This is a genomic window from Klebsiella sp. K-3 (genome assembly GCF_051207495.1).
GTDB classification, from domain to species: Bacteria; Pseudomonadota; Gammaproteobacteria; order Enterobacterales; family Enterobacteriaceae; genus Klebsiella; species Klebsiella aerogenes.
In genome coordinates, this window is the sequence record NZ_JBPNXF010000004.1 from 277899 (window position 1) to 303229 (window position 25331).

Consider the following 25331-nt stretch of genomic DNA (forward strand, 5'->3'; position numbering starts at 1 on the left):
CTTGCTACAGCAAGCTCTTGACGTAACCGTCAATGTCGCTGATGTATTTTTCTATACCTTGGGCATCTCTTTCATGAATCAGATGCTCAAGCGCTTCACATAACTGCTTGCCGGGTATCAGATTAAGCATCGCAAACGCCCCTTTGAGGCGGTGAGCGGTCTGCGCCAGCGCAGCGAAATCGCTGATGGTGAATTCAGTATACAATCTCTGAACATCATCCGGAACAGTGTCGGCAAACAGCGCGTAATAACCGCTGGCATGGAGTTCAGCATTTCCTTCATTTCCAGTTGAGGAGGGCTGAATCTCTTCTTGCGCCAGCTGTTGCTCAATCAGCTGCAGGATAGCTTCCTGCATGGCAGTGCTGATATTAAAATTGACGCTCAACTGACCTGGGCCAATTTTGCGTATCCCAACCTCATCATCGCTTAAAAGCAAGCCTGAAGCAGTAAGATTAGACGGATTATCAGTGAAAAAGAGATCGTACTCTTGACTTGCGAGTCTTTCGTCCGGGGTGATGCAACTTGCGCCCCAGCTCTCTAACTGGCGCGTCACGATGCGGCGTACTTCATTGGCGGTAATGTCAATCATCACGACCACATCGTCCAGCAGGTGTTCGCCGGAGTCGCTCTCTTCCTCGCTTGCCGCCATTTTAAGGTGTAGCGAGTAGCGGGTGCCGAGCGATTCCCGCGCCTTAATATTAAGCTGCCCGCCAAGCTTGCGGGTTAAACGGTCGCATAACCAGAAGGTGAGGGCATTAGCCTTGCCGTACTGGTCGGCTTGCGTCTCGTTAAGGAACGGGAAGTGCATATTATCGATTTCATTAGCGCTCACGCCGTTGCCGGTATCAAGGATACGGAAGGTCAGACGATCGTCGGCCGATTCATCTTTGCTCACCTCAAGCGTAACTTTTCCTATTTGCGTCGTGGTAATAGCGTATTGGATCAGCAGTAACAGCGTACGACGCAGCGCATCGCGGTCGCCATAGCGCTGTTCGTTAGCAGGCAGCGCGTTATTGATTAACAGCTGAAGTCCTTTGCGTTTGATCATCGGCAGAACTTCAGGAACCACTTCATCTATTAAGCCCTGGATAGAGAACAAACCGGGAGTGGTTTTCCAGGCGTCGCTTTCCAGTAAGTTCGCCAACTGAATCTCATCGATAAGATGAACCAGTTCATCGGCATGCTGCGTCAGTTTTCGGCTTTCATGAATGCCAATTGCCGCCGCTTCCTGCGCCAGAGTCTGCGCGGGGTCTTTGAGTGCGGCGCCAATATTTTGCATAAAAGCGATGCGCCCCTGCTGATTTTTTTCATACAGCCGCTGGGCTTGCTTAAGCTTTTTATTCACCAGTACTTCTCTATCCTGATCGCGAATAATCAGGATCTGCGTACGAGGAGCTACCTGGCTTCGGTACTGGCGGATTTCATAAAGTTCATTATTGATCGTCGCCTGAATGACCCCTTGATGCTGATCGGCCATGTTGGTGATGTTCTGCAGGTTCAGATGAGGCAACAGATGATCGGCGATCGGGTTGCTGATAATAGTGCGATTGGCTTCCTGATCGTGCACCAACAGGCCCAGCGGCAGCAAAGAGACAATCTCTTCATTAATTGCGCGCTGAGCGCGAAGTTCGCTGTTGGCGGCGGTGGGTGCCGCGCTAACGCTGCCGGGGCTACGGCGACCGCTATAGTTGCGGAAAGTAGTAAAGCCAAACAGGGTTAATGCCAGCAGACCAATGGTGAGCAGCAGCGGCAGTAAAATATTCTGCAGCGATTCCATCAGCAAAGTGCTGAACGGCACGACCCACACCAGCCGCATGCCGGTGGTATTAATGGCGGTGGTTATCTCAATTCGTAGGCCATTGAAGCTGACGCTAACGTTATCAACGGCTTCTTTATCAGGGCTGTTGGCGGCATTCTGCGCCGGATCTGCCTCCAGACGGAAGCTGTCCAGCGACATGCTTGGCGGGATGAGGTCGTTAATCGGTAAATCGAAAGCCACCACCGTTGCCAGGTGCCCCGGTTGGTTAAAGGTGGTACGCAGAGTGAAGTAGTGGCCATTTTGCCAGGTCAAATGGCGCAGCGAAGAAAAGGTTTCACGCTCATCCAGCGTATTTGCCTGCAGCAGCATTTCGGCGCGGCGGGATTCCACGACGCTGCTTATCGTCGATTCTTTAAAACTCGAAGACAGATCTTTCAGCGGCAGGGTAGAGACCAGAATCAGGCTGTTATCCAGCCCGTTGAGGTAGTACATCGACCAGGGGATGGTTTCTGCGCCCCATAGAATATCGAGATAGTTAGAAATCTTCTGCGTCATCTCAAGCGTCGAACTGTCATGAGATCCGAAAATCAGCGCTTCGGTTTTGCGTCGAGGCTTTTCCAGATAGTAGACGTCCTGCTTCAGTCGGGTTTCCTGTAGCCCATCGCTTGAGGTACTGGAGCTGGTGGCGGCGATATTGTCGTAAATCTGCCAGGTGGCGTAACGCCAGGTATCGATGCGTTTATGCAATGCGTGGCTGATATCAACCACCTGGTAACTTCTGTCTTTTAGCCACGTATTGACCGAGCTTTGGATCATCACGCCCATCGTCGCGAGCAAGACGATAACCATCAAAATGAAGAAGCGGGTGATGTTGCCTGGGATCAGGGAGAATTTTTTTTGGGTCATCGCGTAGCAGAGCTGCTCAGTAGTGTTTGTAAACAAGATGTTGCGCCATGGTGACGGGCAGCACAACGAATACTGGCTGGAAGTATAAAGGCTAAAACGGGAAATCCATACAACAGATTGACGCTGAGGGATCTTTTAATGCTGAGATTTGTCTCAAAACCATAGCGACGACGAATATGTACAGTGGAATTGATCTTGTACAATTAACCGGCATTTGTTGCAGATAAATAGCACGAAAAAACAAGAAATTGGCGAAATAGGCTGACTTTCATTCGGAATTGATTGATTAATAGTCGTTATTTTTTTCTGCGTTAGCACAGCCTAATTAAAGATACGTAAAGAAGGGTAAAAAAAACCGGATGCGAGGCATCCGGTTGAAATAGGGGTAAACAGACATTCAGAACTGAATGACGGTAATAAATAAAGTTAATGATGATAGCGAGGATTATTTTAGTCCTCGGAGAAGATTTTGTTTTACCATTCAGTGCTATACATTTACCAGCTTTCAATGATTTGATTTTAAAGATAAATATTATTTTTTTGATTTTTGGTGCTTATTTTGACGACCATTATCGTGCCTGAAAAGTTCCTTTGAATTTACAAATTGAAACATCTTGTGCGCATTTTGAAACACCTTAGAAGTTTTCGTATCATATTCTTGTTGGATTATTCTGCATTTTGCAGCACAATGAATACAGCCGACTGATTAGAAGGGTAATCAGTAAGCAGTGGCAATAATAAAAGGCATATAACAAACAGAGGGTTAATAACATGAAAGTTAAAGTACTGTCCCTCCTGGTACCAGCACTGCTGGTAGCGGGCGCAGCAAATGCGGCTGAAATTTATAACAAAGACGGCAACAAATTAGACCTGTACGGTAAAATTGATGGTCTGCACTACTTCTCTGACGACAAGAGCGTAGACGGCGACCAGACCTACATGCGTATCGGCGTGAAAGGCGAAACCCAGATCAACGACCAGCTGACCGGTTACGGCCAGTGGGAATACAACGTTCAGGCGAACAACACCGAAGGTTCTGACAAGCAGTCCTGGACTCGTCTGGCATTCGCTGGTCTGAAATTCGGCGACGCGGGTTCTTTCGACTACGGTCGTAACTACGGCGTTGTTTACGACGTAACTTCCTGGACTGACGTTCTGCCGGAATTCGGCGGCGACACCTACGGTTCCGACAACTTCCTGCAGTCCCGTGCTAACGGCGTTGCTACCTACCGTAACTCTGACTTCTTCGGTCTGGTTGACGGCCTGAACTTTGCTCTGCAGTACCAGGGTAAAAACGGCAGCGTGAGCGGCGAAGACATGACCAACAACGGTCGTGGCGCTCAGAAACAGAACGGCGATGGCTTCGGCACCTCCGTGACTTATGATATCTGGGACGGCATCAGCGCTGGTTTCGCGTACTCCCACTCTAAACGTACTGATGATCAGAACACTCTGGCACTGGGTCGCGGCGACAACGCTGAAACCTACACCGGTGGTCTGAAATACGACGCTAACAACATCTACCTGGCGACTCAGTACACCCAGACCTACAACGCAACTCGCACTGGCGACATCGGTTTTGCTAACAAAGCGCAGAACTTCGAAGTGGTTGCTCAGTACCAGTTTGATTTCGGCCTGCGTCCGTCCGTGGCTTACCTGCAGTCTAAAGGTAAAGACATGGGCCGTTACGGCGACCAGGACATCCTGAAATATGTTGACCTGGGTGCGACCTACTACTTCAACAAAAACATGTCCACCTACGTTGATTACAAAATCAACCTGCTGGACGACAACCAGTTCACTAAAGATGCAAGCATCTCTACTGACAACGTTGTGGCTCTGGGCCTGGTTTACCAGTTCTAAGCAAGCTGAAGTGTTGAAAAAGGCGCCTGCGGGCGCCTTTTTTTATGCCCGGTTTAACCTCGCTGGTATACTCTGGCTGCCTTTGTAACAGGAGCCCGTTTTCATGGATACCACCTTTTTCCGCGCCGCCTTTTTCGGCCTTTGCGTTCTGCTTACCGGCTGTGATTCCGCGACATCCCCGGCCACGCCAAAATCCGCCGCCACCGTGCTCGATGGCAAAACGATGGGGACCTATTGGCGCGTTAGCGTCGTTGGGCTGGATCCGGCGAAAGCCGAAGATTTACGTCATAAAGTTCAGACGCAGCTCGATGGCGACGATCTGCTGCTTTCGACCTGGAAAAACGACTCCGCGCTGATGCGCTTCAATCATGCCGCCACGACCGAACCGTGGCCGGTGAACGAAGCGATGGCGGATATCGTCACTCTGTCGCTGCGTATTGGCGCAAAAACCGCCGGAGCGATGGATGTTACCGTCGGGCCGCTGGTCAATCTATGGGGATTTGGCCCGGATAAGCAGCCGGTAAAAACGCCGACGGAGCAGCAAATCGCGGCGGCAAAAGCGCGTACCGGGCTGCAGCATCTGACGGTGATTAACCGCGCCGATCAACAGTATCTGCAAAAAGATATTGCGGATTTATTTGTCGATCTTTCCACCGTCGGCGAGGGCTACGCGGCCGATCATCTGGCGCGGCTGATGGAGCAGGAAGGAATTGCCCGTTATCTGGTGTCGGTTGGCGGCGCATTGGTCAGCCGTGGGATGAACGGCGACGATAAACCCTGGCGAGTGGCGATTCAAAAACCGACCGACCGCGAAAACGCCGTCCAGGCGATAGTCGATATCAACGGCCACGGCATCAGCACCTCCGGCAGCTATCGCAACTACTACGAGCTGGACGGCAAACGTATTTCTCACGTTATCGATCCGCAAACCGGGCACCCCATCAACCATAAGCTGGTTTCGGTGACGGTGATTGCGCCGACCGCGCTGGAAGCCGACGGCTGGGATACCGGGCTGATGGTATTAGGGCCGGAAAAAGCGCAACAGGTGGCACACGAGCAGGGGCTGGCGGTCTATATGATTGTGAAAGAGGGCGACGGCTTTAAGACCTGGATGTCGCCGCAGTTCCGCACCTTCCTGGTCGGCGAGCAGAATTAAAAAGCAAGAAGCGCAGTTTTTTAGAGCGGAGCAAGGCGCAAAGTAGGGATACACTTACAGTAGGAGCCCGCTATGAAACCGATGATTGCCGATATGACTAACGATGACCGCCGCTGGCAGGCGGTCTGCGAACGTGACGCCAGCGCCGACGGGCAGTTTGTCTTCGCCGTGTTGACCACCGGCGTTTGCTGCCGTCCCTCGTGCCGTTCACGGCGGGCGCTACGGGAGAATGTCCGCTTTTATGCTGATGTCGAAGCCGCAAAGGCCGCCGGATATCGCCCCTGTAAACGGTGTCGGCCGGATAATCTCGACCCCGACCAACAGCGGGTCGAGAAGGTGGCCGCCGCCTGTCGTCTGCTGGAACAAGAGGCGCCAATCACCCTTGAGGCGCTGGCGCAGCAGCTGGCGGTCAGCCCGTTTCACTTCCATCGTATTTTTAAATCCGTCACCGGGCTCACGCCCAAGGCCTGGCAGCAGGCCTGGCGCGCGCGGCGCCTACGCGAAGCATTAAGCCACGGCGAGAATGTCACCAGCGCGGCATTAGCCGCCGGCTTCCCTGATTCGGCCAGCTATTATCGCCAGGCAAACGAGACGCTGGGCATGACCGCCCGCCAGTTTAAACGCGGCGGCGAAGATGTGGCGATTAGCTGGGTTTGCAGCGATAGCGCCTCTGGCCGGTGCCTGGTGGCGTTCAGCGAACGTGGCGTATGCGCCGTGTTGCTGGGCGATGACGATAAGGCGTTATATGCGCAGCTGGCGAGCTTGTTTCCCGGCGCCCAATTACAGGTGGGTGATGATACGTTTACCGAACGCGTGGCGCAGGTGGTTGCCCATCTGGATAATCCGCAGCAGGCGGTGAATTTGCCGCTGGATATTCGCGGTACCGCTTTCCAGCAACGGGTGTGGCAAGCCTTGCGCCAGATCCCGGCAGGCGAAACCCGCAGCTACCGCGAGGTGGCTCACAGCATTGGTCAACCGCGCGCGGTCAGAGCGGTTGCCGGGGCCTGCGCTGCCAATAAGCTGGCGATAGTTATTCCTTGCCATCGGGTGGTGCGCGAGGGCGGGGCGCTTTCCGGCTATCGTTGGGGAAGCGAACGCAAAGCGCTGCTGCTGGCGCGCGAAGCAAAAATACGGGAGAAATAATGCTCGATCTGTTTGCCGATACACCGCCCTGGCAGGAGCCGCTGGCCCCCGGGGCGATGATATTACGCCGTTTCGCCGTGCAGCGCGCGCCGGCGCTGCTGCAGGCCATCGCCGGAGTGGCCAGCGCTTCTCCGTTCCGCCAGATGGTGACCCCCGGTGGTTATACCATGTCGGTGGCTATGACCAACTGTGGCCAACTCGGCTGGACGACCGATATGCACGGCTATCTCTATGCGCCGGGCGATCCGTTGACCGGCGAGCATTGGCCGCCGATGCCATTGGTTTTTCAGCAACTGGCGGCGGAGGCGGCGCAGGAGGCGGGTTATGCGCATTTTTCCCCGGATGCCTGTCTGATTAACCGCTACCAACCGGGCGCGAAGCTGTCGCTGCATCAGGATAAAGATGAGCATGATTTGCGCGCGCCTATCGTTTCAGTGTCGCTGGGTCTGCCGGCGGTGTTTCAATTTGGCGGGCTTAAACGTAACGATCCGCTGCGCCGGCTGCTGCTGGAGCATGGCGATGTGGTGGTGTGGGGCGGCGAATCACGGCTCTTCTATCACGGCATCCAGCCGCTTAAACCGGGGGAGCATCCGCTGACCGGCGCCTGTCGTTACAACCTCACGTTTCGTCTCGCGGGTCACCGGCAAAAACAAAAATAAGAATTATTCTTGCTGTCGTCGGTAAGCCGTTTAAACTGCTGGCTGTTTGCTTGTCCGGATCGTAGCTTATGGAATTACTTGTTCTTGTTTGGCGCCAGTACCGCTGGCCGTTCATTGCCGTCATGGCGCTGAGTTTGCTCAGCGCGGCGCTGGGTATCGGGCTTATCGCCTTTATTAACCTACGTCTGATTTCCCTTGTTGATACCTCGCTCACCGTGCTGCCGGAGTTTCTCGGCCTGCTGCTGCTGTTGATGGCGGTCACGCTCGGCTCGCAGCTGGCGTTAACCACGCTTGGCCACCACTTCGTCTATCGCCTGCGCGGCGAATTTATTAAACGCATTCTCGACACCCAAATCGAAAAGATCGAAAAAATCGGCAGCGCTTCGCTGTTGGCGGGCTTAACCAGTGACGTGCGTAACATCACCATCGCCTTTGTGCGCCTGCCTGAGCTGGTGCAGGGGATTATCCTGACCTTCGGGTCCGCCGCCTACCTGGCGTTTCTGTCTGGAAAAATGATGCTGGTGACCGCGGTCTGGATGGCGGTCACTATCTGGGGCGGCTTTGTGCTGGTGGCGCGCGTCTATAAGCATATGGCGACCCTGCGCGAGACCGAAGATAAGCTGTATCATGATTACCAGACGGTGCTGGAAGGGCGCAAAGAGCTGACGCTGAACCGCGAACGCGCCGAATATGTTTTTAATCAGCTGTATCTGCCGGATGCCCGCGACTATCGCCACCACATCATTCGCGCCGATACCTTCCACCTGAGCGCGGTGAACTGGTCGAATATTATGATGCTTGGCGCCATCGGTCTGGTGTTCTGGATGGCTAATGGCCTCGGGTGGGCCAATACCGCGGTGGCGGCGACCTATTCTCTGACGCTGCTATTTCTGCGTACGCCGCTGCTGTCGGCGGTGGGGGCGCTGCCGACCTTGCTCAGCGCCCAGGTGGCATTCAATAAACTGCATCAGTTCGCGCTGGCGCCTTATCGCGCCGGTTTCCCCGAGCCGCAGGCGCATCCGCACTGGCAGACCCTGGAGCTGCGCGATGTGTCGTTCCATTATCCTGATAACAGTTTTGCCGTCGGGCCGATTAATCTGACTCTCAAACGCGGCGAACTGGTGTTTCTGATTGGCGGCAATGGCAGCGGCAAGTCGACGCTGGCGATGTTGCTGACCGGGCTGTATCAACCGTTCTCCGGGCAGATTCTGCTCGATGGTCAACCGCTGGCGGCGGAAAAACCAGAAGATTACCGCAAGCTATTCTCGGCGGTATTTACCGATGTCTGGCTATTTGATCGTCTTTTGGGGCCAAAAGGCGAACGCGCCGATCCGGCGCTGGTCGCGAAGTGGCTGGCGTATCTGAAGATGGACCACAAGCTGCAGCTGGAAGAGGGGAAAATCCTCGATCTGAAGCTGTCTAAAGGGCAGAAAAAGCGCGTGGCGCTGCTGCTGGCGCTGGCCGAAGAGCGCGATATCATTTTGCTCGATGAATGGGCAGCGGATCAGGATCCGCATTTCCGCCGCGAGTTTTATCAGGTGTTACTGCCGCTGATGCAGCAAATGGGAAAAACCGTGTTTGCCATCAGCCACGATGACCACTATTTCCAGCATGCCGATCGCCTGCTGGAGATGCGCAGCGGCAAGCTTAGCGAGCTCACCGGCGTTGAGCGCGAACTGGCGACCCGCGACGCGGTCGCGCGTACCGCCTAACGCTTTTGCTGATTACCCGATCCGGGCTTTCTCGCCCGATCGGGCCATATTGCTGGTTTTTGCGGCAGATAAATTGCTGGCGGTTATTATTTCTCCCTCCTCGCGCTATGCTTATGGCTGCGGCCATGCAGGTCGACTTCTATTCTCACAAGGATTGCCTGAGCGATGTCCGTTTTGCATAAAAAAAGCGCCCGATTACGCGATGAAGAACGCGCCCGCCTGATTTGGCTATTAAGTACTGATAAAGCCGTCACCTCCGCGCTGCTGGGGAAACTCACCCTCGCGGAGCGCTATGATGAAGGGACGCTGGCCGATGACCTGGCGGAAGTGGAAGTACTGGTGTCGCATCTGCCGCCGCCGGATCTCGCCGATGCCCTGGAAGCGCTGCCTTATGACGCGCGTACCGCGCTGTGGGGGTTGGTTGCCGATGACAAGCGCGGCGAAGTGCTGCTGGAGGCGTCAGAGAGCGTATGGGGCGATCTCATCGATAAGATGAGCGACCACGACCTGATATTTGCCCTGCAATCGCTGGATATTGATGAACAGGTTTACCTGTTGCAGCACCTGCCGCGCGACTTAACCGGCCGCCTGCTGGCGACGCTGCCGCCGGATAAACGCGCGCGCATTCGTCAGATGATGCGCTACGCCGATAACACCGTCGGCGCGATCATGGAGTTTGAGGTGATTACCGTTCGCCCGGAAGCCACTCTGGCGGCGGTACAGCGCTATCTGCGCCGTCTGGGCAAAATGCCGGAAAACACCGACAAACTGTTCGTCACCACGCGCAATAAACTGCTGCTCGGCGAGCTGGAGCTGCAGACTATTCTGCTCAATGATGCGCAAAAGCGCGTTGGCGAAGTGATGGAAGGCGATCCGGTGACTTTCCAGCCGCAGGAAGAGGCGGAAAAAGTGGCGCGTACCTTCGAACGTGATGACTTACTGAGTGCTGCGGTGATTGATGCCGACGGCAAGCTGATGGGACGTTTGACCATCGATGAAATCGTCGATGTGGTGTACGAAGAGACCGATAATGACCTGCGCCGGATGGGCGGTCTGAGCGAAGATGATGATGTTTTTGCGCCGGTGAGCAAAGCGGTGAAAACCCGCTGGGCGTGGCTGGCGGTGAACCTCTGTACGGCGTTTATCGCTTCCCGGGTGATCGATGGCTTTGAACATACGATTTCGCAGCTGGTGGCTCTGGCCTCGCTGATGCCGATCGTCGCCGGGATAGGCGGGAATACCGGCAATCAGACGATCACCATGATCGTCCGCGCGATGGCGCTGCAGCAGATCCAGCCGGGAAGTTTTACCTTCCTCATCCTGCGCGAGATGGGCGTCGCGCTGATTAATGGCCTGGTATGGGGCGGGATAATGGGCGCTATCACCTGGTGGCTGTATGATGACCCGCAGCTTGGCGGGGTGATGACGTTGGCGATGATGCTCAACCTGCTGATGGCGGCGATGATGGGGGTTATCATCCCGATGGTGATGGTCAAGCTGGGGCGCGATCCGGCGGTCGGCTCCAGCGTGATGATCACCGCGATTACCGATACCGGCGGCTTCTTTATTTTCCTTGGTCTGGCGACGCTGTTTCTGATGTAAGCTGCGCTTTTACGCGCAGGCGGCGAGGGATGAGCGCCATCGCGATAAGTCCTGCCAGTACGCCGATCGCCAGATTAGCGGTGGCGACCGTCACGATGACGGTTACCGCCATGACCACCGTTTCCGGCCACGGATTGCCCGCCAGCGCGGTTGGGCGAATGCTCTGCCAGCTGAAGGTTTTCACCGCCACGATCACCATGACCCCGGCCAGCACCGCCATTGGAATTTTGGCCATCACCTGGCTTAGCACCGTCACCAGAAGCAGCAGTACCAGACCGGCCACTATTGTCGATAGGCGGCTACGCGCCTTGCCCATTTCCACGTTAACGATAGTCTGGCCGATCATCGCGCACCCGGCGATGCCGCCATAGCAGCCCGCGAGGATATTGGCGATCCCCAGTCCTGCGCTCTCACGCGACTTATTTGACGGCGTATGGGTGAGATCGTCAACCAGCTTTGCCGTCAACAGCGATTCCATCAGGCCGACAAAGGCGATACTCAGGGCGCAGGGCCAGATAATTTTCAAGGTGCTTAAATCCAGCGGCACCGCCAGCGCGTTGAAGCCCGGCAGACCGCCGCCCATAGCGCCTTCATCACCCACGGTTGGCAGGAACTGTCCGCTGGTGACGGTATAAGCGGTAAGGAGGACGATAGCGATAAGCGGCGCCGGCACGGCTTTGATAAAACGCGGCGCCCACAGCACGATGAGTAGCGTCAGAACGAACAGGCCGACGATGAGCGGCTGCCTGCTCCAGAAATGAGGTACCTGGGCGAAAAAAATAAGAATGCCGAGCGCATTAACAAAACCGGTCATCACCGCTGGCGGGATAAAGCGCATCAACCGCGCCATACCGCAGACCCCAAACAAAATTTGAATAATACCAGCCAGAATGACAGCAGGCAGAATATACCCTACGCCATGCTGATGTACCATCGGGCCAATCACCAGGGCGACAGAACCTGCCGCCGCCGTCACCATCGCCGGGCGCCCGCCAAGAACCGACATCGCCAGACAGAGCACCACCGAAGCAATCAGGCTGACCTGCGGGTCAACGCCGGCAATGACCGAAAATGAAATGACTTCAGGAATTAACGCCAGGGCAGTCAGCACGCCAGCAAGGGTCTCACGTGTTATCAACGCCGGAGAGAGTGTGCGGGAAGTTGAGGGCATAAAAGTTCGCGGATGATAAAAAATTTGAATTGAGACAAGCCGCAGTTGACGTGCGCTCCATCACAGAACGGGAGATGATAGCGCGGAAAGGGCCATCATACCAGTACAAAAAGTGATTTTGTGTACACATTTATTAAACATTTTTATAACAGATCTCAAAACTCAACTTAAAATTTAAACAATATTTAAATTTTTGAGTACAGGTGGTACCTTTGATCCCGAGAATCGTTTCACCTGCGCTAAATAAAAAAAGCGAGTAAAAGTAAGGCTCAAATCCGATGAAGAAAAAGATGGCCGTACCCAGCTCACAGGCGGTTGGTTCCAATACAAATCGGACCAACACCCGCCATGAGCAAGAGACGGATGTATTGTTGATTGGCGGCGGTATCATGAGCGCCACGTTGGGAACCTGGCTGCAGGAACTGGAGCCGGATTGGTCTATTACCATGGTCGAGCAGATGACCAGCGTTGCCGAGGAAAGCTCGAACGGCTGGAACAATGCGGGTACCGGCCATGCGGCGCTGATGGAGCTCAACTACACGCCGCAAACCGCCAATGGGATCAATATCGACAAAGCGGTCGATATCAATGAGTCCTTCCATATTTCTCGTCAGTTTTGGGCCCATCAGGTGACCCGCGGTATCCTGACTAAGCCGAAATCCTTTATTAACAGCGTGCCGCACATGAGCTTTGTGTGGGGTGAAGACAACGTTAACTTCCTGCGCGCGCGCTACGCGGCGCTGCAGCAGAGCGAGCTGTTCCGCGGTATTCGTTATTCTGAAGATCATCAGCAGATTAAGGAGTGGGCGCCGCTGGTGATGGAAGGTCGCGATCCGCAGCAAAAAGTGGCGGCAACGCGTACCGAAATGGGCACCGACGTTAACTACGGCGAGATCACTCGCCAGCTGATCGCCGGGCTACAGACGCATGATAATTTCTCTCTCCAGTTAGGTACCGTCGTTCGCCGCTTTAAGCGCAATGCGGACAACAGCTGGACGGTGACGCTGGCGGATGCCAACAATCGTCACCAGAAGCGGACGATCAAAACCAAATTCATCTTTATTGGCGCGGGCGGCGCTGCCCTGACGCTGCTGCAGGAAACCGGTATTCCGCAGGCGAAAGAGTACGCGGGCTTCCCGGTTGGCGGACAGTTCCTGGTATGTGAGAACCCGGAAGTGGTTAATCATCACCTGGCGAAAGTCTACGGCCAGGCGGAAGTTGGCGCACCGCCGATGTCGGTGCCGCATATCGACACCCGTATTATCGACGGTAAACGCGTGGTGCTGTTCGGGCCGTTCGCGACTTTCTCGACCCGCTTCCTGAAAAACGGTTCGCTTTGGGATCTGCTGGCCTCGACGAATACCTCGAATATTCTGCCAATGCTTAACGTCGGGATGGATAACTTCGACCTGGTGAAATATCTGATTAGCCAGGTATTGCAGAAAGATAAAGATCGTCATGCCGCGCTGTGCGAGTACTACCCGGAAGCGCGTAAAGAAGACTGGCGCCTGTGGCAGGCCGGCCAGCGTGTACAGATTATCAAGCGTGATAAGAAAATGGGCGGCGTGTTGCGTCTTGGCACCGAAGTAGTGTGCGATGATGAAGGCACCGTAGCCGCGCTACTGGGCGCTTCTCCTGGCGCGTCGACGGCGGCGCCGATCATGGTGCAGCTGTTGGAGAAAGTCTTCAAAGACAAAGTACAGACGCCGGCCTGGCAGGCGAAGATGAAAGAGATCGTGCCAAGCTACGGCATGCGTCTGGATGGTAATCCGGCCGCTATTGAGCAGGCGCTGGCATGGACCAGTGAAGTGCTGGGGCTACACTACGAGCCGACGACCGCGGCAGACGACGTGCCGCAGGCCGAACTCAAGCCGCTAACCGGCGGAAAACCGATGGCGGATATCGCGCTATAACAAAAACGGCAGCCCTCGGGCTGCCGTTTTGTATTACCGCTGGCGATTAACGCTCCACGGCATTACCGATAGTTTCTTCAGCTTTCCAGATGCGGTATTTCACTTCAACGTTGGCTGGAGTATAAACCACGATCGGCAGCTTGCTGTTGTAACGCAGCAGGCCTTCATCGCCGAGACCCGCGGTAATAAATTTCTTCTCTTTCTTACCGTCCGGGCAGGCCATCATGGTGGAAACCGGGGACGTCAGCTTATCAAAGACATAGTAGTCATAGCCCCAGCCTTCCAGCGTTTTACTTTCCAGTTGACCGCCCAAGCGATGATGGTTGCAGTCGACTTCCAGCGTCTGGCCAATCATCAGTTCAACTTTTAACGCGGATTCATCCTGCTGCTGCGGCAGCTGAATCACCTGACGCTTCATCCCTTTTTCCGCTTTCGGATAGGGGGCGATTTTCTCCAGCGGCTGTTCAGCGGCTAACGCGCTGGTGGAAACACAGGCAACGGCCAGCAGAGAAACAGCAAGCGTAGCGATTTTTTTCACGGTTGATCATCCTTTATTATCGTTACTAACCAATACAGACTAACATCATTGCCCTGAATGGTAAGAGTTATTTACCATTATTTTCAATATGAATAGTGAAATGCACTAGTAAAGTGAAACGTGCGTCAGCTATTCATCGCGGCTGTTTTTGGCTTCTTCAATAAACTCTTCGTCCAGTAAGTCGGCGTTCCCGGCGTGTTCACGGCCCGATAACAGGTTCCAGCAGGCAATAAACAAGGCGGCAATCAGCGGGCCGATGACAAAGCCGTTGATGCCATAGATTTCCATGCCGCCAAGGGTGGCAATCAGGATCAGATAATCCGGCATTTTGGTATCTTTCCCCACCAGTAGCGGACGCAGAATGTTATCCACCAGGCCGATGACAATGACGAAGAAACCGACAATAAACGCCCCTTGCCACAATTGCCCGGTGGCGAACAGGTAAATCGCCGCCGGCACCCAGATAATGGCGGAGCCCACCGCCGGGATGAGTGACAGAAAGGCCATTAAAGCGCCCCACAGAATGCTGCCATCAAGACCGACGATCCAGAATGCAAAGCCGCCGAGCGCCCCCTGTGCCAGCGCGACGGCGACGGTACCTTTAACCGTCGCCCGCGCGACGGCGGCGAATTTGGCAAACAGGTGCTGTTTGACATAATTGGATAGCGGCAAAGATTCGAGGATTAACAGCACCAGATAAGGGCCATCTTTCAGCAAGAAGAACAGCAGATATAACATAATGCCGAAGCTGACGGTAAAGCCAAACGTCCCTTTACCGATCAGGAAGGCGCTACCGGCCAGATATTGTCCGCCTTTCAGGGCGGCATCGGATAGTTGCTGCTGAATTTGTTCCGCGCTATCGAGATTGTGCTCTGAGAGGAAACTTCTGACCCAGCTCGGGAGATGGGCAAACAGGTTGGCGACCACCGTCGGAAACTGGGTGTCATTATGCTGTAGCTTGGTGTAGACCACGTTTAGCTCGAAGGCTAGCGACGAAATGATAATCGCCAACGGGGTGAAAACAATAAGACAGATAATGACGACGGTTAGTAGCGCCGCGATACCGTTGCGTTCACCGATGCGCGTACGGATGTTGTTTTTTATCGGATTAAATATCACCGCCAGGATAGCGGCCCACAGGATAGCGGAATAGTAAGGGGAGAGTACGTCAAAAAAGGCCAGGGTAACGATCAGTAAAATAAGGATAAAAAATCCTTTGGGAAGTCCTTTAACTCTCATTGGGTCCGCTCCAGATGATAACGAATACAGTCGAATAATAGATGGAATTTAACAATTTGCCATCAGGATAATCGCAGTCTTAGCGGGAAGGGGAGTACAAGCATTAAAAAACCCGCGCTCTCAGAGAGAGTGCGGGTTCTAAAGGGGACCGATGGTTGTAGCAACCTATCGGTTAAATTTTTTGGTCGGCACGAGAGGATTTGAACCTCCGACCCCCGACACCCCATGACGGTGCGCTACCAGGCTGCGCTACGTGCCGACGCGTGGAGGATAATATTACCCGTTCCCCCATCGAATGCAAGCGACCGACAACTGATTGATTTAAAATTAATCAATCAGTTAGCGATAAAGCGTTTTTCATCCGTCAGCACCTGCAGCAGCAGGCTAAGCTGCGGTTTTTGGTCTTTCACCTTCTCGCCATCGCTGTTCCAGGTGTGATAGGTGCCGTTGTGGTCGAGCACTACGGTCATCGTTGGCGTGGTAATCGCCAGTGTATCGCTATTAGCGGCGGTGACCCAGCTGCGGCGGCGCGCCGGGCTAAACAGGTCTTCGCCCTGCGAATATTCATTCGCTGGCGTTGAGACGTGTAGCAGACGCTGCATCAGCGTCGTCATCACGTCTTTGTTATCCGTGAGCGCTGAGATCTCCTGCGCTGGGGTTCCCGGCCAGTGGATAACCAGCGGTACCTGCAGATTGCCGCGTGACCAGTCGAATTTACCCTGCTTGCTATCCAGCGGCATACCGTGCCCGGCGGTAACAATCACCACCGTATTATCCAGTTTGCCCGCTTTACGCAGCGCGTCGAGCACGCGGCCAATTTGCGTATCGACGTCGCCCGCGGCGCGCCCGTAGGTGCGGGCAAAATTCTGCTGCTGGCTGTTATCAATATTAGTGCCGTTCAGCGATACCCACGAGAACCAGCGGTTCTCATCCTGGGCGTAGCGATCCAGCCAGCCGATCCATTGGTCGGCCGTTTGTTCATCGCTCTGCGTTTTAGCCGCCGGCAGCGAGAAGTCCGACAGCAGCGCCTGGCGATAAAGCGGGCTGCTGAAACCGTCCGATGAGAACAGGCCCAACTGGTAGCCCTGTTGGTTGAGGGCGGTAATCAGCGCCGCCGGGATCCGCGCCGAGAGCACGCCATCCATATAACCCGGCGATATGCCGTAGAACAGGCCGAACATTCCGCTATCGGTGCTATTACCGGAGCTCATATGCTGGCTAAAGTTGACGCTTTCTTTCGCAAAAGCAGCCAGCTGCGGCATGTTCTTTTCGAAGCGTGAATAGTTGAGGTTATCCACCGTAATGAGCAGCACGTTGTAGCCCGTGCCGAGGTCGCGATAGCGCAGATCGCTCAGCGGATACTGCACCGAGACCGCTTCCGGCGCGCCTTGCTCAACCAGACGGCGCTGATAGTCTTGCGCATCGAGCAGGCCGTGCTTCTCAAGGAAGCGGCGAGCGGTCATCGGATAAGAGAGCGGTAAGTTGGCCCGCTGCATGGTGATCGGGCGATAGAAATTGGCATCCGCCCAGATATAAATCAGGTGGCTGCTGATAAACGAAATAAAGAAAAACCAGGCGACGGGGCGCGCGTAGTGGCGGCGGCGCGTCAGGCTGCGCAGCTTTTGCCAGCTCCAGGTGGCGAAGAGCATCTCAAGCAGGAAGATGATCGGTACGCTGATAAACATCAGCTGCCAGTCGCGAGCCATCTCGTTCTGGTCGGGGTTAATCACCAGTTCCCAGACGACAGGGTTTAAGTGCAGGTGGAAGCGAGTGAAGACTTCGCTATCGATCAGCAGCAGCGTCATCCCGGCGGTGGCGAAGATGACCGACAGGAAGCGCATAAGTCGCTGCGAGCCGACGATAAAGGTCAGCGGGAAGAGAATCAGTACATAGCTGGTGAAAACCAGAAAACTGAAATGACCAACGAGGCTGACATACGAGAATACCCGCCCGGCAAGCGTCGTTGGCCAGTCGGCGACAAAAAGATAGCGGCTGCCGAGCGCCATTGCCAACAACATGTTGAACAGGGCGAACCAGTGTCCCCAGCTGACCATCTGGGAGACTTTTTCTCGGTAGGGCTGACGAAGAGTCACCATATACTGTTGTTCGTTATCCTTAGTGCGCGGGATCGTCGTTAATGGACGATTGCAGCGCCTGGGCGAAAGAACGGGCGATTGCCTGACGCTGCGCCGGCGCGACGCTACTGTTGATCAGGTTGGTCACCATATTGCCCAGCACCATCAGTGACAGGTCAACCGGCGCTTTGTGTGTTTCCAGGACGTTCGTTAGCTCGCTGAGCAGCTGCTCGACCTGTTCATCGCTATAGCGGGATATTTGTGGCATAAACTCAAAATCTGTTTGTTCGTGAAAGGGCAACATATTACCGTAGCAGCAGCTTTTTTTCCGCATTTTTTCGCCACGGCGCAAAAGCGCCCAGCAACGCGAGACTCAAGCGTAAAAGAGGCATCTGCCGGTTGCGTCGTCGTCCCGGTGGTGGTTGAATACCGCCCGGTCTAAAAGGAGAGTTTAACATGAGTCTGGATATCGACCAGATTGCCCTGCATCAGTTGATCAAACGTGATGAACAGAATCTGGAACTGGTGCTGCGCGAGTCGCTGCTGGAACCAAATGCCACTGTCGTGGAAATGATGGCTGAACTGCATCGTGTCTACAGCGCAAAAAGCAAAGCCTACGGCCTCTTTAATGAAGAGAGCGAGCTGGCGCAAGCGTTGCGTTTACAGCGTCAGGGTGAAGAAGAGTTTCTTCCTTTCAGCCGTGCGGCAACCGGCCGCCTGCGCGATGAGCTGGCGAAGTATCCATTTGCTGAAGGCGGCATTGTGCTGTTCTGTCAGTATCGTTACCTGGCGGTCGAGTATCTGCTGGTGGCGGTGCTCAATAATCTGAGCAGCATGCGCGTTAACGAAGAGCTGGATATCAGTTCCACCCATTACCTGGACATCAACCATGCCGACATCGTGGCGCGTATTGATCTGACCGAGTGGGAAACCAATCCCGAATCGACCCGTTATCTGACCTTCCTGAAAGGGCGGGTGGGGCGTAAAGTCGCCGATTTCTTCATGGACTTCCTCGGCGCCAGCGAAGGGCTCAATGCCAAAGCGCAGAACCGCGGTCTGCTGCAGGCGGTGGATGATTTCGCCGCTGACGCGCAGCTGGATAAATCCGAGCGCCAGAACGTGCGCCAGCAGGTGTATGCCTACTGTAACGAACAGCTGCAGGCGGGCGAAGAGATCGAGCTGGAGTCGCTGTCTAAAGAGCTCTCCGGCGTCAGCGAAAAGAGTTTCCAGGAGTTTACCGCTGAGCAGGGCTATGAGCTGGAGGAGAGCTTCCCGGCGGACCGCAGTACGCTGCGCCAGCTGACCAAATTTGCCGGTAGCGGCGGCGGCTTGACCATCAATTTTGACGCGATGCTGTTAGGCGAGCGCGTATTCTGGGATCCGGCAACGGATACGTTGACCATTAAAGGCACGCCGCCGAATCTGCGCGATCAGCTGCAGCGCCGTACCTCAGGCGGTAATTAATCCCTGCTGATTATCCCGGCGGAACATGATGCCGCCGGGTTAACCTGCTACCTGAATAATCCCGACGCCGCTTTGCTTAAGCTTCTGACGTAACTTGTCATCCAGTTCGCTGTCGATAACCACTGTGCTGGCAAGATTAAGCTCGCCGATGGCAAACGCGGAGGCGGAATTAATTTTTTCGGCAGAGGCCATCACCACGGTTTCTGCGGCTCTGGCCGCCAGCGCGCGCTTAATGCCCGCCTCTTCATAATCACCGGTGGTAAAGCCCGCATGCGGGTGCACGCCGGTCACCCCCATAAAGAACAGATCGGCATTAATCCGCGCCATCGCCGCTAGCGTCTCGGCGCCGACCGTGACTACCGAATGTTTAAACATTGTACCGCCGAGCAGGATCACCTCGATCCGCGGATGCTCGACCAGCGCCACGGCGATCCCTGGACTGTGCGTCACCACGGTACAAGCAAGGTCGGCGGGGAGCGCGGCGATCATCGCCGTGGTGGTGGTGCCGCCATCGACGATAACCACCTGTCCTGGCTGGATAAGCGCCGCCGCCCGGCGGGCTATCGCCTGTTTGGAAGCCATCTGCACGCTTTTTCTGCTTTCTATTGGCGCAATAGCGGCCGATACCGGCAGCGCGCCGCCGTGGACTCGTTGCAGCTTACCTTCCGCCGCCAGTTCGCGCAGATCGCGACGAATGGAGTCTTCTGAGACCTGAAAGCGCTGGCTTAACTCCCCCGACATCACCTGTTTTTCTGCGGCAAGGATCTGCAGGATATGCTGTTTTCTCTGGCTGGCGAGCATGTTGTTCACTTCACGATTGATCTTGTTTGTGCACGATTATGCATGTTATGTTGCCTGCTGTCACCTTAGAAGGGGAAGAAACATGCACGCAGACGCACCGCGCGTTCGCCACGTTCGCGAAACGCTCTTGTCAGATAACTGGTACACGCTGAAAAAATATACCTTCGAGCTGTTGCGGCGGGACGGGCGCTGGCAGGAGCAGAGCCGGGAAGCCTACGACCGCGGCAACGGCGCGGTTATTCTGCTCTATAACCGCCATAAGCAGAGCGTGGTGCTCATCCGCCAGTTTCGTTTTCCGGTGTGGATCAACGGTCACAACGGCTTTCTGATCGAAGCTGCCGCAGGATTACTGGATAACGCCTCGCCGGAAGAGCGCATTATCGCCGAAGCGGAAGAGGAGACCGGATTTCGCGTTACCCGCATCGAGCCGGTATTCACCGCGTTTATGAGCCCGGGGTCGGTTACCGAGAAGCTGTACTTCTTTATTGCCGAATACTCCGCGGACGATCGCCGTGGCGATGGCGGCGGGCTGGCGGCGGAAGGAGAGGATATTGAAGTGCTGGAGTGGCCGCTGGCGCGGGCGTTACAGGCCATTCGCGAGGGTGAAATCGTGGATGCGAAAACCATTATGCTGCTGCAGCATCTGGCGTTAAATGCCGATACGCTCCTTGCCGGTTAAGCGGCAAGGAGCCGGCAAGATTAGCGCAATTCGCGGGCAATGGCGCTGTACATCAGCGCCGCTTCCAGCGGCTGTGCGTTAAAGGACGGTTCCGCCTGTGGCCAGGTTGACCACTGCACGATCACCAGATGTTCCGCACGGTTCACCATAATCACCTGGCCGTAGATCCCCAGCGCCCACAGCGAGCCTTTCAGCCCTTCCTGCGGCGTTGGCTGTACGTTTTGCGCATTGGCCGGAATAGCGTTATTCCACCATTGATAGCCGTAGATACCTTCCGGATGCGCGGCTGAAACCGAGTTCAGCGCTTTTGTCCAGCTTGCGGTTTGATCGAACCAGCCTGCGGGCACCAGCTGTTTACCGTTGCTCAGGCGGCCATCGCGGGCGACAAACTCGCCAAAGCGACCCCAGTCTTCGAGGGTGGCGTTAAAGCCGTGGGCGCCGACATCATGTTGACCTTTTTTGTAAGCATGCCATACGCCATCGTGGGCCATGCCCGCAGGCTGCCACAATGATTGTTCAAGCCAGGCGGCCAGCGACATACCGGTCGCGCGCTCCAGCACATCGCCCAGCAGCCAGGCGCCGCCGGAAGAGTAGGACCACTGCTCGCCTGCCGGGTGTTTGCGCGATAGCGTCGACACAATTTTACGCACGCAATCATAGGCGCCGGGCTGCGCTTCACACTGGGTCAGGCGGGCGAAGTGCGACTGTGGATTGGTGTAATCTTCATTCCATTCCACGCCGCTGGTATGTTGAATGAGCTGCTTGAGCGTCACGCCGTCCCAGGCGGTGCCTTTCAGTTCGGGTTCATAAACGGTAATCAGGTCATCGAGGGAGTGGATTTTACCCTGTTGAATGGCGATACCGACCAGCGTCGAGACGACCGATTTGCCCACCGAGCGCGAGGTCCACAGCGTGGTGTCGGTATTACCTTCGGCGAGATATTTCCAGGCGACTTTGCCATCTTTCAGCACCAGCATACCGCTGACGTTTTCGCGCTTCAGGTAATCCTGCAAATTCCAGGTATGGCCGTTGAGCGTGTAGCGGGCATCGGTCAGCTGCTTTTTAGCGCGCTCTAGCGGGACCGATGCGCCGTGACGGAAAACGTCGCCAGCATAGTTGCGATAGTCATTACGAAAGCCAACGACGCGTGACGCCTGATCCCAGGTGAGCATGTCTTTGGCCGCGGGTAGCGTTTGATCGTAAGGCGTGGGGCAGACATCCAGCGTCAGGCCGCCGCAGTTTTGCGCCATTGCCGCCGCCGGCAGCGCCGCCAAAATTAACGCCAGGACCAGTGGTTTTCTTATCATTTTCATTTCCTCATTTGCCATAGATTCGCATCGCAGTATATAAATCGGCGCGCGGTGGCTAAAATCACCATGTGGGGGATTTTCCCCCGAAAGGGAGAGAAGGATGAAAACCCTGCAGTATTCTTTTGCACAGATTGAAGCCTTCGCGACAATTGCTGAGACCGGCAGCCTGTCGCGGGCGGCGATCCGTTTAGGGAAAGACCGTACGACGCTTCGCGATCTGCTGGATTACCTGGAAGATGCCTTGGGCTACCGGCTATTCAGCCGTGAAGGGCGTAGCCTGACTTTAACCGCCGAGGGCGAGCAGCTTTTTCGCCAGGCGCATTTGTTGTTGCGTCAGGCGCAGGCTTTCGAGTCTTTTGCGCAAACGCTGCCGCAAACGGCCTGGCAGGAGTTACGCCTGGTGTACGATCCCTTCGTGCCGCGTGAATTCCTCTGTTTGCTGGCCGATACGCTTGCCCGGCGGCAGATCCGTTTAAGCTGCTGGAGCGCCTCGCGTCGCGAAGCCGAACAGGCGTTGGGCGATGGCGTCGCGGATATGGCCATTTGCCAGGCGAATAATCGTACGCTGGGTAGCGAAATGGAGTGGCGGGCGCTGGGTACCGTTGATTTACGCTTTTACGCCGCGCAGCGATTGTTCGCTGAGGCCGCAAGGCCGCTGACGTTGCTGAATTTATCGCTCACCCCGCAGTTAGTGATGCACCGGCGCAGCGACGATCAAATCGCCCGCCGGCTGCAGATATCCGGCCATACGCTGTATATGAATGAAATCACCATGTTGCGCCACGCAATGGAGCAGGGGCAGGGCTGGGGGTTTTTACCCGATCATTTACAGCCCGACGAGTGGCAGGGGGTTGCTGAAATTGCCACCGAGGTTGGTAATCAGGGGCTTAACGTTACCATGGTGATGCTGTGGTTGCCGGGAATGAATAAACACCGCGCGCTGGGAGAGATAGTTGATGACGCGCCAGGGCTATGGCGGCGCAGATAACAAAACGCCCCGGGTCAGAAGACACCAGGGCGTTTGCCATACAACTTGCTATCGGCGATTAAGCGCGAACGAAGTCGATGTGGGTCAGTTTCGGCTTGAACGCGTGACGCTGAACAGCCTGAACTTTAACTTTTTCTTCTTTGCCATCGACAACCAGGGTCAGAACTTCGCCGTAGAACTCAGCTTTGTCCTGCATGTTCCACAGTTTGTCGTGGTCCAGTTCGATAGCAACCGGAGCAGCTTCGCCACCGTAGATGATTGCCGGGAACTTGTTAGCTGCGCGCAGGCGGCGGCTCGCACCCTTACCCTGCTCTTTACGTACTTCTGCGTTGATAGTAAACATTGATGTCTCTCTATATATAAAGCCTGCAACAGGCGACCCAGCAGCAGGCAGATTATCTGCTTTGCGAATGCAAAAGCGGGCGGCATTATAGCCGCCTATCGGCACAGCGGCAATCAAAACCTCAGTTTTTGGCGGATTAACGTAGCTCATTGGCGCGACGGAAACGGCCCTGATAATCGAACACTTTTTCCCGCACCTGCCAGTATTGCCCCTTCATACGGGCGACGACAAAGTCTGGATTTCGCAGTAGCGCCTGCTGGGCAATGATATCCGCCGGGGTTATCCAGCGCAGCGGCACCCCCGGCGTACGGGTATGCGGGCGGATAAACAACTGCTCAAAAGCGGTACGCTGCGCGGGCGTTTGTAAACGGAAGCGCTCACTGACATCGGCGCCGTCCTCATCGTAATAGGTGATTTTTAGCCACGGGCCTTTTTCGTCGCTGCCATGTTGAAGCGCCATGCCGCTGCAGCGCAACACCAGCGCGTCTTTAAGCTTCAGCGCCGCCTTCAGCATGTCGTCCGGGTCGACCAGTACAGTGTCGCACTCGCGACAGCGGCGGGCGGCAATGTCATTCTCGGCGTTGCACTGCGGGCAGTTTTTAAAACGAAAGCGGAAGTCGCACTGTTCGCGGTGGCCGTCATCGTCTTCGAACCAGCCCTGGCAGCGGCGGCCAAAATGCTCAATCAACGTGCCGTCGGCGGTGGTTTTCCCCCAAAAAGTATTGGCGAAACCGCAGGCCGGGCAGAAGACCTGCACCGGGACATTATCGCTTTTGCCTTTTGGCGTGCCGACTTCCGGCGCGTACAGGTCGTGAGGATTACCGGCATAGTCGAGGATCAGACAGTCGGTTTTGCCCGGCGCCAGACGCAGGCCGCGGCCAACAATTTGTTGGTAAAGGCTTACCGACTCGGTTGGCCGAAGAATCGCGATAAGATCGACGTGCGGCGCGTCAAAGCCGGTGGTCAGTACCGCGACATTCACCAGATAGCGATACTGCTGCGCTTTAAAAGCTTCGATGATGCGATCGCGCTCCGCCCCCGGCGTTTCGCCGGTAATCAGCGCCGCCTGCGTGGGCGGCAGCAGGCCGGTAATTTCCCGCGCATGCTCGACGGTCGCGGCGAAGATCATCACGCCTTTACGGCTTTCGGCAAACTCAACGATTTGGCTAACGATATGTGGCGTGATGCGCTGCTGTTTTTTCAGCTCGTGGTTAAGGTCAGCTTCGCTGAACAGGCCATTGCTCTGCGCCTGCAGGCGGCTGAAATCGTACTGGACCACCGGCATATCGAGGCGCTCAGGCGGCGTCAGGTAGCCGTGCTTAATCATATAACGCAGCGGCAGCTCGTAGATGCAATCGCGGAACAGCGCTTTCTCGTCGCCGCGTACCATACCGTGATAGTGGAACTGATAGATCCAACCCTTGCCCAGGCGAAAGGGGGTCGCGGTCAGGCCGAGCAGCCTGAGCTGTGGGTTCACCTGTCGTAGGTGGCTGATGATTTGCTGATACTGGCTGTCGTCATCGTCGCTGATACGGTGGCACTCATCGACGATCAGTAAGGAGAATTCGCTCTGAAACTGCTCAAGATTACGCGCCACCGACTGCACGCTGCCGAAGACCACCTTGCCCTGGCTCTCTTTACGCTGCAGACCGGCGGCGAAAATATCCGCTTCCAGCCCAAGCGCACAGTATTTACTGTGATTCTGCGCCACCAGTTCTTTAACATGGGCCAGAACCAATACGCGTCCGCGCGCCAGCCGCGCCAGTTCGGCGATCACCAGACTTTTACCGGCACCGGTCGGCAGCACGATGGCGGCAGGTTCGTGATGGCGGCGGAACCAGGCAAGCGTGGCATCGACCGCCTCTTTTTGATAGGGGCGTAGTGTAAAAGTCATCAATTCTCGGGGGTTAATTAACTCGCAAATAGTATGCCATGAATCTTTTCCCTTGAGTGGTGTTAAGAGCCCGTTATACTAACCAATGGAATTCTTCTTTTTCGGGCGAATTGCCC

20 protein-coding genes and 1 tRNA gene are annotated in these 25331 nt (G+C 55.4%); 10 read left to right on the top strand and 11 right to left on the bottom strand.

Features of this window, described 5'->3' with window-relative positions; translation table 11 throughout:
* Positions 1–4: 4 nt before the first annotated feature.
* Positions 5–2665 (bottom strand): phosphotransferase RcsD, encoded by a 2661-nt coding sequence (gene rcsD, locus ACSEMK_RS08245; RefSeq protein ID WP_430914760.1) that lies wholly within the window; start codon positions 2663–2665, stop codon positions 5–7.
* Between the two features lie 771 nt (positions 2666–3436).
* On the opposite strand from rcsD, the gene ACSEMK_RS08250 reads away from it, so the two are divergent.
* From ACSEMK_RS08250 to mgtE, 6 genes are all read left to right on the top strand, one after another.
* Positions 3437–4528 carry a porin OmpC gene (locus tag ACSEMK_RS08250; RefSeq protein ID WP_337071962.1) on the top strand — a complete coding sequence of 364 codons (1092 nt, stop codon included), beginning with the start codon at positions 3437–3439 and terminating at the stop codon, positions 4526–4528.
* Positions 4529–4631: 103 nt separating this feature from the next.
* Entirely contained in the window at positions 4632–5684 is a 1053-nt protein-coding gene (gene apbE / locus ACSEMK_RS08255) for an FAD:protein FMN transferase ApbE (protein WP_213316954.1), read from the top strand.
* A gap of 72 nt (positions 5685–5756) precedes the next feature.
* The gene (gene ada, locus ACSEMK_RS08260; protein ID WP_430914761.1) at positions 5757–6827 is read left to right on the top strand and encodes a bifunctional DNA-binding transcriptional regulator/O6-methylguanine-DNA methyltransferase Ada; all 1071 of its coding nucleotides are present in this window, start codon (positions 5757–5759) and stop codon (positions 6825–6827) included.
* Entirely contained in the window at positions 6827–7486 is a 660-nt protein-coding gene (alkB, locus tag ACSEMK_RS08265; protein ID WP_087860133.1) for a DNA oxidative demethylase AlkB, read from the top strand. The genes ada and alkB overlap by 1 nt, the downstream gene beginning before the upstream one ends.
* Positions 7487–7554: 68 nt before the next feature.
* A complete protein-coding gene (locus ACSEMK_RS08270) occupies positions 7555–9198 on the top strand; it encodes a multidrug ABC transporter permease/ATP-binding protein (RefSeq protein ID WP_087860134.1) in 1644 nt (547 codons plus the stop codon).
* Positions 9199–9363: 165 nt separating this feature from the next.
* Positions 9364–10800, top strand: a complete 1437-nt coding sequence (mgtE, locus tag ACSEMK_RS08275; protein WP_015706137.1) for a magnesium transporter — start codon at positions 9364–9366, stop codon at positions 10798–10800.
* Here the strand turns inward: mgtE and ACSEMK_RS08280 are convergent.
* Complete coding sequence (locus ACSEMK_RS08280) at positions 10763–11971, bottom strand: SulP family inorganic anion transporter (RefSeq protein WP_213794363.1); 1209 nt, start codon at positions 11969–11971, stop codon at positions 10763–10765. The genes mgtE and ACSEMK_RS08280 overlap by 38 nt on opposite strands.
* Before the next feature lie 278 nt (positions 11972–12249).
* On the opposite strand from ACSEMK_RS08280, the gene mqo reads away from it, so the two are divergent.
* Complete coding sequence (mqo, locus tag ACSEMK_RS08285) at positions 12250–13884, top strand: malate dehydrogenase (quinone) (RefSeq protein ID WP_047043232.1); 1635 nt, start codon at positions 12250–12252, stop codon at positions 13882–13884.
* Between the two features lie 46 nt (positions 13885–13930).
* Here mqo and eco read toward each other — a convergent pair whose 3' ends face one another.
* The 5 genes from eco to ACSEMK_RS08310 form a co-directional block, all read right to left on the bottom strand.
* Positions 13931–14422: a serine protease inhibitor ecotin gene (eco, locus tag ACSEMK_RS08290; RefSeq protein ID WP_087860136.1), complete on the bottom strand. Its 492-nt coding sequence runs from the start codon at positions 14420–14422 to the stop codon at positions 13931–13933.
* Between the two features lie 129 nt (positions 14423–14551).
* Positions 14552–15661, bottom strand: a complete 1110-nt coding sequence (locus tag ACSEMK_RS08295) for an AI-2E family transporter (RefSeq protein WP_430914762.1) — start codon at positions 15659–15661, stop codon at positions 14552–14554.
* A 182-nt stretch (positions 15662–15843) separates the two neighbouring features.
* Positions 15844–15920, bottom strand: a tRNA-Pro gene (locus tag ACSEMK_RS08300).
* Between the two features lie 76 nt (positions 15921–15996).
* Complete coding sequence (gene yejM, locus ACSEMK_RS08305; protein ID WP_087860137.1) at positions 15997–17757, bottom strand: LPS biosynthesis-modulating metalloenzyme YejM; 1761 nt, start codon at positions 17755–17757, stop codon at positions 15997–15999.
* A gap of 19 nt (positions 17758–17776) precedes the next feature.
* A complete protein-coding gene (locus ACSEMK_RS08310) occupies positions 17777–18004 on the bottom strand; it encodes a YejL family protein (protein ID WP_045377048.1) in 228 nt (75 codons plus the stop codon).
* A 188-nt stretch (positions 18005–18192) separates the two neighbouring features.
* Between ACSEMK_RS08310 and yejK the strand changes: the two genes are divergently transcribed.
* The gene (gene yejK, locus ACSEMK_RS08315) at positions 18193–19200 is read left to right on the top strand and encodes a nucleoid-associated protein YejK (RefSeq protein ID WP_015365669.1); all 1008 of its coding nucleotides are present in this window, start codon (positions 18193–18195) and stop codon (positions 19198–19200) included.
* 39 nt (positions 19201–19239) lie between these two features.
* On the opposite strand, the gene ACSEMK_RS08320 is transcribed toward yejK, so the two are convergent.
* On the bottom strand, positions 19240–20001 hold the full coding sequence (locus tag ACSEMK_RS08320; RefSeq protein WP_430914784.1) for a DeoR/GlpR family DNA-binding transcription regulator: 762 nt from the start codon (positions 19999–20001) through the stop codon (positions 19240–19242).
* A gap of 82 nt (positions 20002–20083) precedes the next feature.
* On the opposite strand from ACSEMK_RS08320, the gene ACSEMK_RS08325 reads away from it, so the two are divergent.
* Positions 20084–20680 carry an NUDIX domain-containing protein gene (locus ACSEMK_RS08325; RefSeq protein WP_087860139.1) on the top strand — a complete coding sequence of 199 codons (597 nt, stop codon included), beginning with the start codon at positions 20084–20086 and terminating at the stop codon, positions 20678–20680.
* 20 nt (positions 20681–20700) lie between these two features.
* On the opposite strand, the gene ACSEMK_RS08330 is transcribed toward ACSEMK_RS08325, so the two are convergent.
* The gene (locus ACSEMK_RS08330; RefSeq protein ID WP_430914763.1) at positions 20701–21987 is read right to left on the bottom strand and encodes a serine hydrolase domain-containing protein; all 1287 of its coding nucleotides are present in this window, start codon (positions 21985–21987) and stop codon (positions 20701–20703) included.
* Positions 21988–22090: 103 nt separating this feature from the next.
* On the opposite strand from ACSEMK_RS08330, the gene ACSEMK_RS08335 reads away from it, so the two are divergent.
* Positions 22091–22978 carry a LysR family transcriptional regulator gene (locus tag ACSEMK_RS08335; protein WP_087860141.1) on the top strand — a complete coding sequence of 296 codons (888 nt, stop codon included), beginning with the start codon at positions 22091–22093 and terminating at the stop codon, positions 22976–22978.
* 58 nt (positions 22979–23036) lie between these two features.
* Here ACSEMK_RS08335 and rplY read toward each other — a convergent pair whose 3' ends face one another.
* Both rplY and ACSEMK_RS08345 read right to left on the bottom strand, forming a co-directional pair.
* Positions 23037–23321 carry a 50S ribosomal protein L25 gene (rplY, locus tag ACSEMK_RS08340; protein WP_015365674.1) on the bottom strand — a complete coding sequence of 95 codons (285 nt, stop codon included), beginning with the start codon at positions 23319–23321 and terminating at the stop codon, positions 23037–23039.
* Positions 23322–23457: 136 nt separating this feature from the next.
* Entirely contained in the window at positions 23458–25215 is a 1758-nt protein-coding gene (locus ACSEMK_RS08345; RefSeq protein ID WP_430914764.1) for a DEAD/DEAH box helicase, read from the bottom strand.
* Positions 25216–25331: the final 116 nt, after the last annotated feature.

Coding starts and splice junctions, on each gene's coding strand:
- rcsD (WP_430914760.1), bottom strand. CDS start 2,665: ATGACCCAAAAAAAATTCTCCCTGATCCCAGGCAACATCACCCGCTTC.
- ACSEMK_RS08250 (WP_337071962.1), top strand. CDS start 3,437: ATGAAAGTTAAAGTACTGTCCCTCCTGGTACCAGCACTGCTGGTAGCG.
- apbE (WP_213316954.1), top strand. CDS start 4,632: ATGGATACCACCTTTTTCCGCGCCGCCTTTTTCGGCCTTTGCGTTCTG.
- ada (WP_430914761.1), top strand. CDS start 5,757: ATGAAACCGATGATTGCCGATATGACTAACGATGACCGCCGCTGGCAG.
- alkB (WP_087860133.1), top strand. CDS start 6,827: ATGCTCGATCTGTTTGCCGATACACCGCCCTGGCAGGAGCCGCTGGCC.
- ACSEMK_RS08270 (WP_087860134.1), top strand. CDS start 7,555: ATGGAATTACTTGTTCTTGTTTGGCGCCAGTACCGCTGGCCGTTCATT.
- mgtE (WP_015706137.1), top strand. CDS start 9,364: ATGTCCGTTTTGCATAAAAAAAGCGCCCGATTACGCGATGAAGAACGC.
- ACSEMK_RS08280 (WP_213794363.1), bottom strand. CDS start 11,971: ATGCCCTCAACTTCCCGCACACTCTCTCCGGCGTTGATAACACGTGAG.
- mqo (WP_047043232.1), top strand. CDS start 12,250: ATGAAGAAAAAGATGGCCGTACCCAGCTCACAGGCGGTTGGTTCCAAT.
- ACSEMK_RS08295 (WP_430914762.1), bottom strand. CDS start 15,661: ATGAGAGTTAAAGGACTTCCCAAAGGATTTTTTATCCTTATTTTACTG.
- yejM (WP_087860137.1), bottom strand. CDS start 17,757: ATGGTGACTCTTCGTCAGCCCTACCGAGAAAAAGTCTCCCAGATGGTC.
- ACSEMK_RS08310 (WP_045377048.1), bottom strand. CDS start 18,004: ATGCCACAAATATCCCGCTATAGCGATGAACAGGTCGAGCAGCTGCTC.
- yejK (WP_015365669.1), top strand. CDS start 18,193: ATGAGTCTGGATATCGACCAGATTGCCCTGCATCAGTTGATCAAACGT.
- ACSEMK_RS08320 (WP_430914784.1), bottom strand. CDS start 20,001: ATGCTCGCCAGCCAGAGAAAACAGCATATCCTGCAGATCCTTGCCGCA.
- ACSEMK_RS08325 (WP_087860139.1), top strand. CDS start 20,084: ATGCACGCAGACGCACCGCGCGTTCGCCACGTTCGCGAAACGCTCTTG.
- ACSEMK_RS08330 (WP_430914763.1), bottom strand. CDS start 21,987: ATGATAAGAAAACCACTGGTCCTGGCGTTAATTTTGGCGGCGCTGCCG.
- ACSEMK_RS08335 (WP_087860141.1), top strand. CDS start 22,091: ATGAAAACCCTGCAGTATTCTTTTGCACAGATTGAAGCCTTCGCGACA.
- rplY (WP_015365674.1), bottom strand. CDS start 23,321: ATGTTTACTATCAACGCAGAAGTACGTAAAGAGCAGGGTAAGGGTGCG.
- ACSEMK_RS08345 (WP_430914764.1), bottom strand. CDS start 25,215: ATGACTTTTACACTACGCCCCTATCAAAAAGAGGCGGTCGATGCCACG.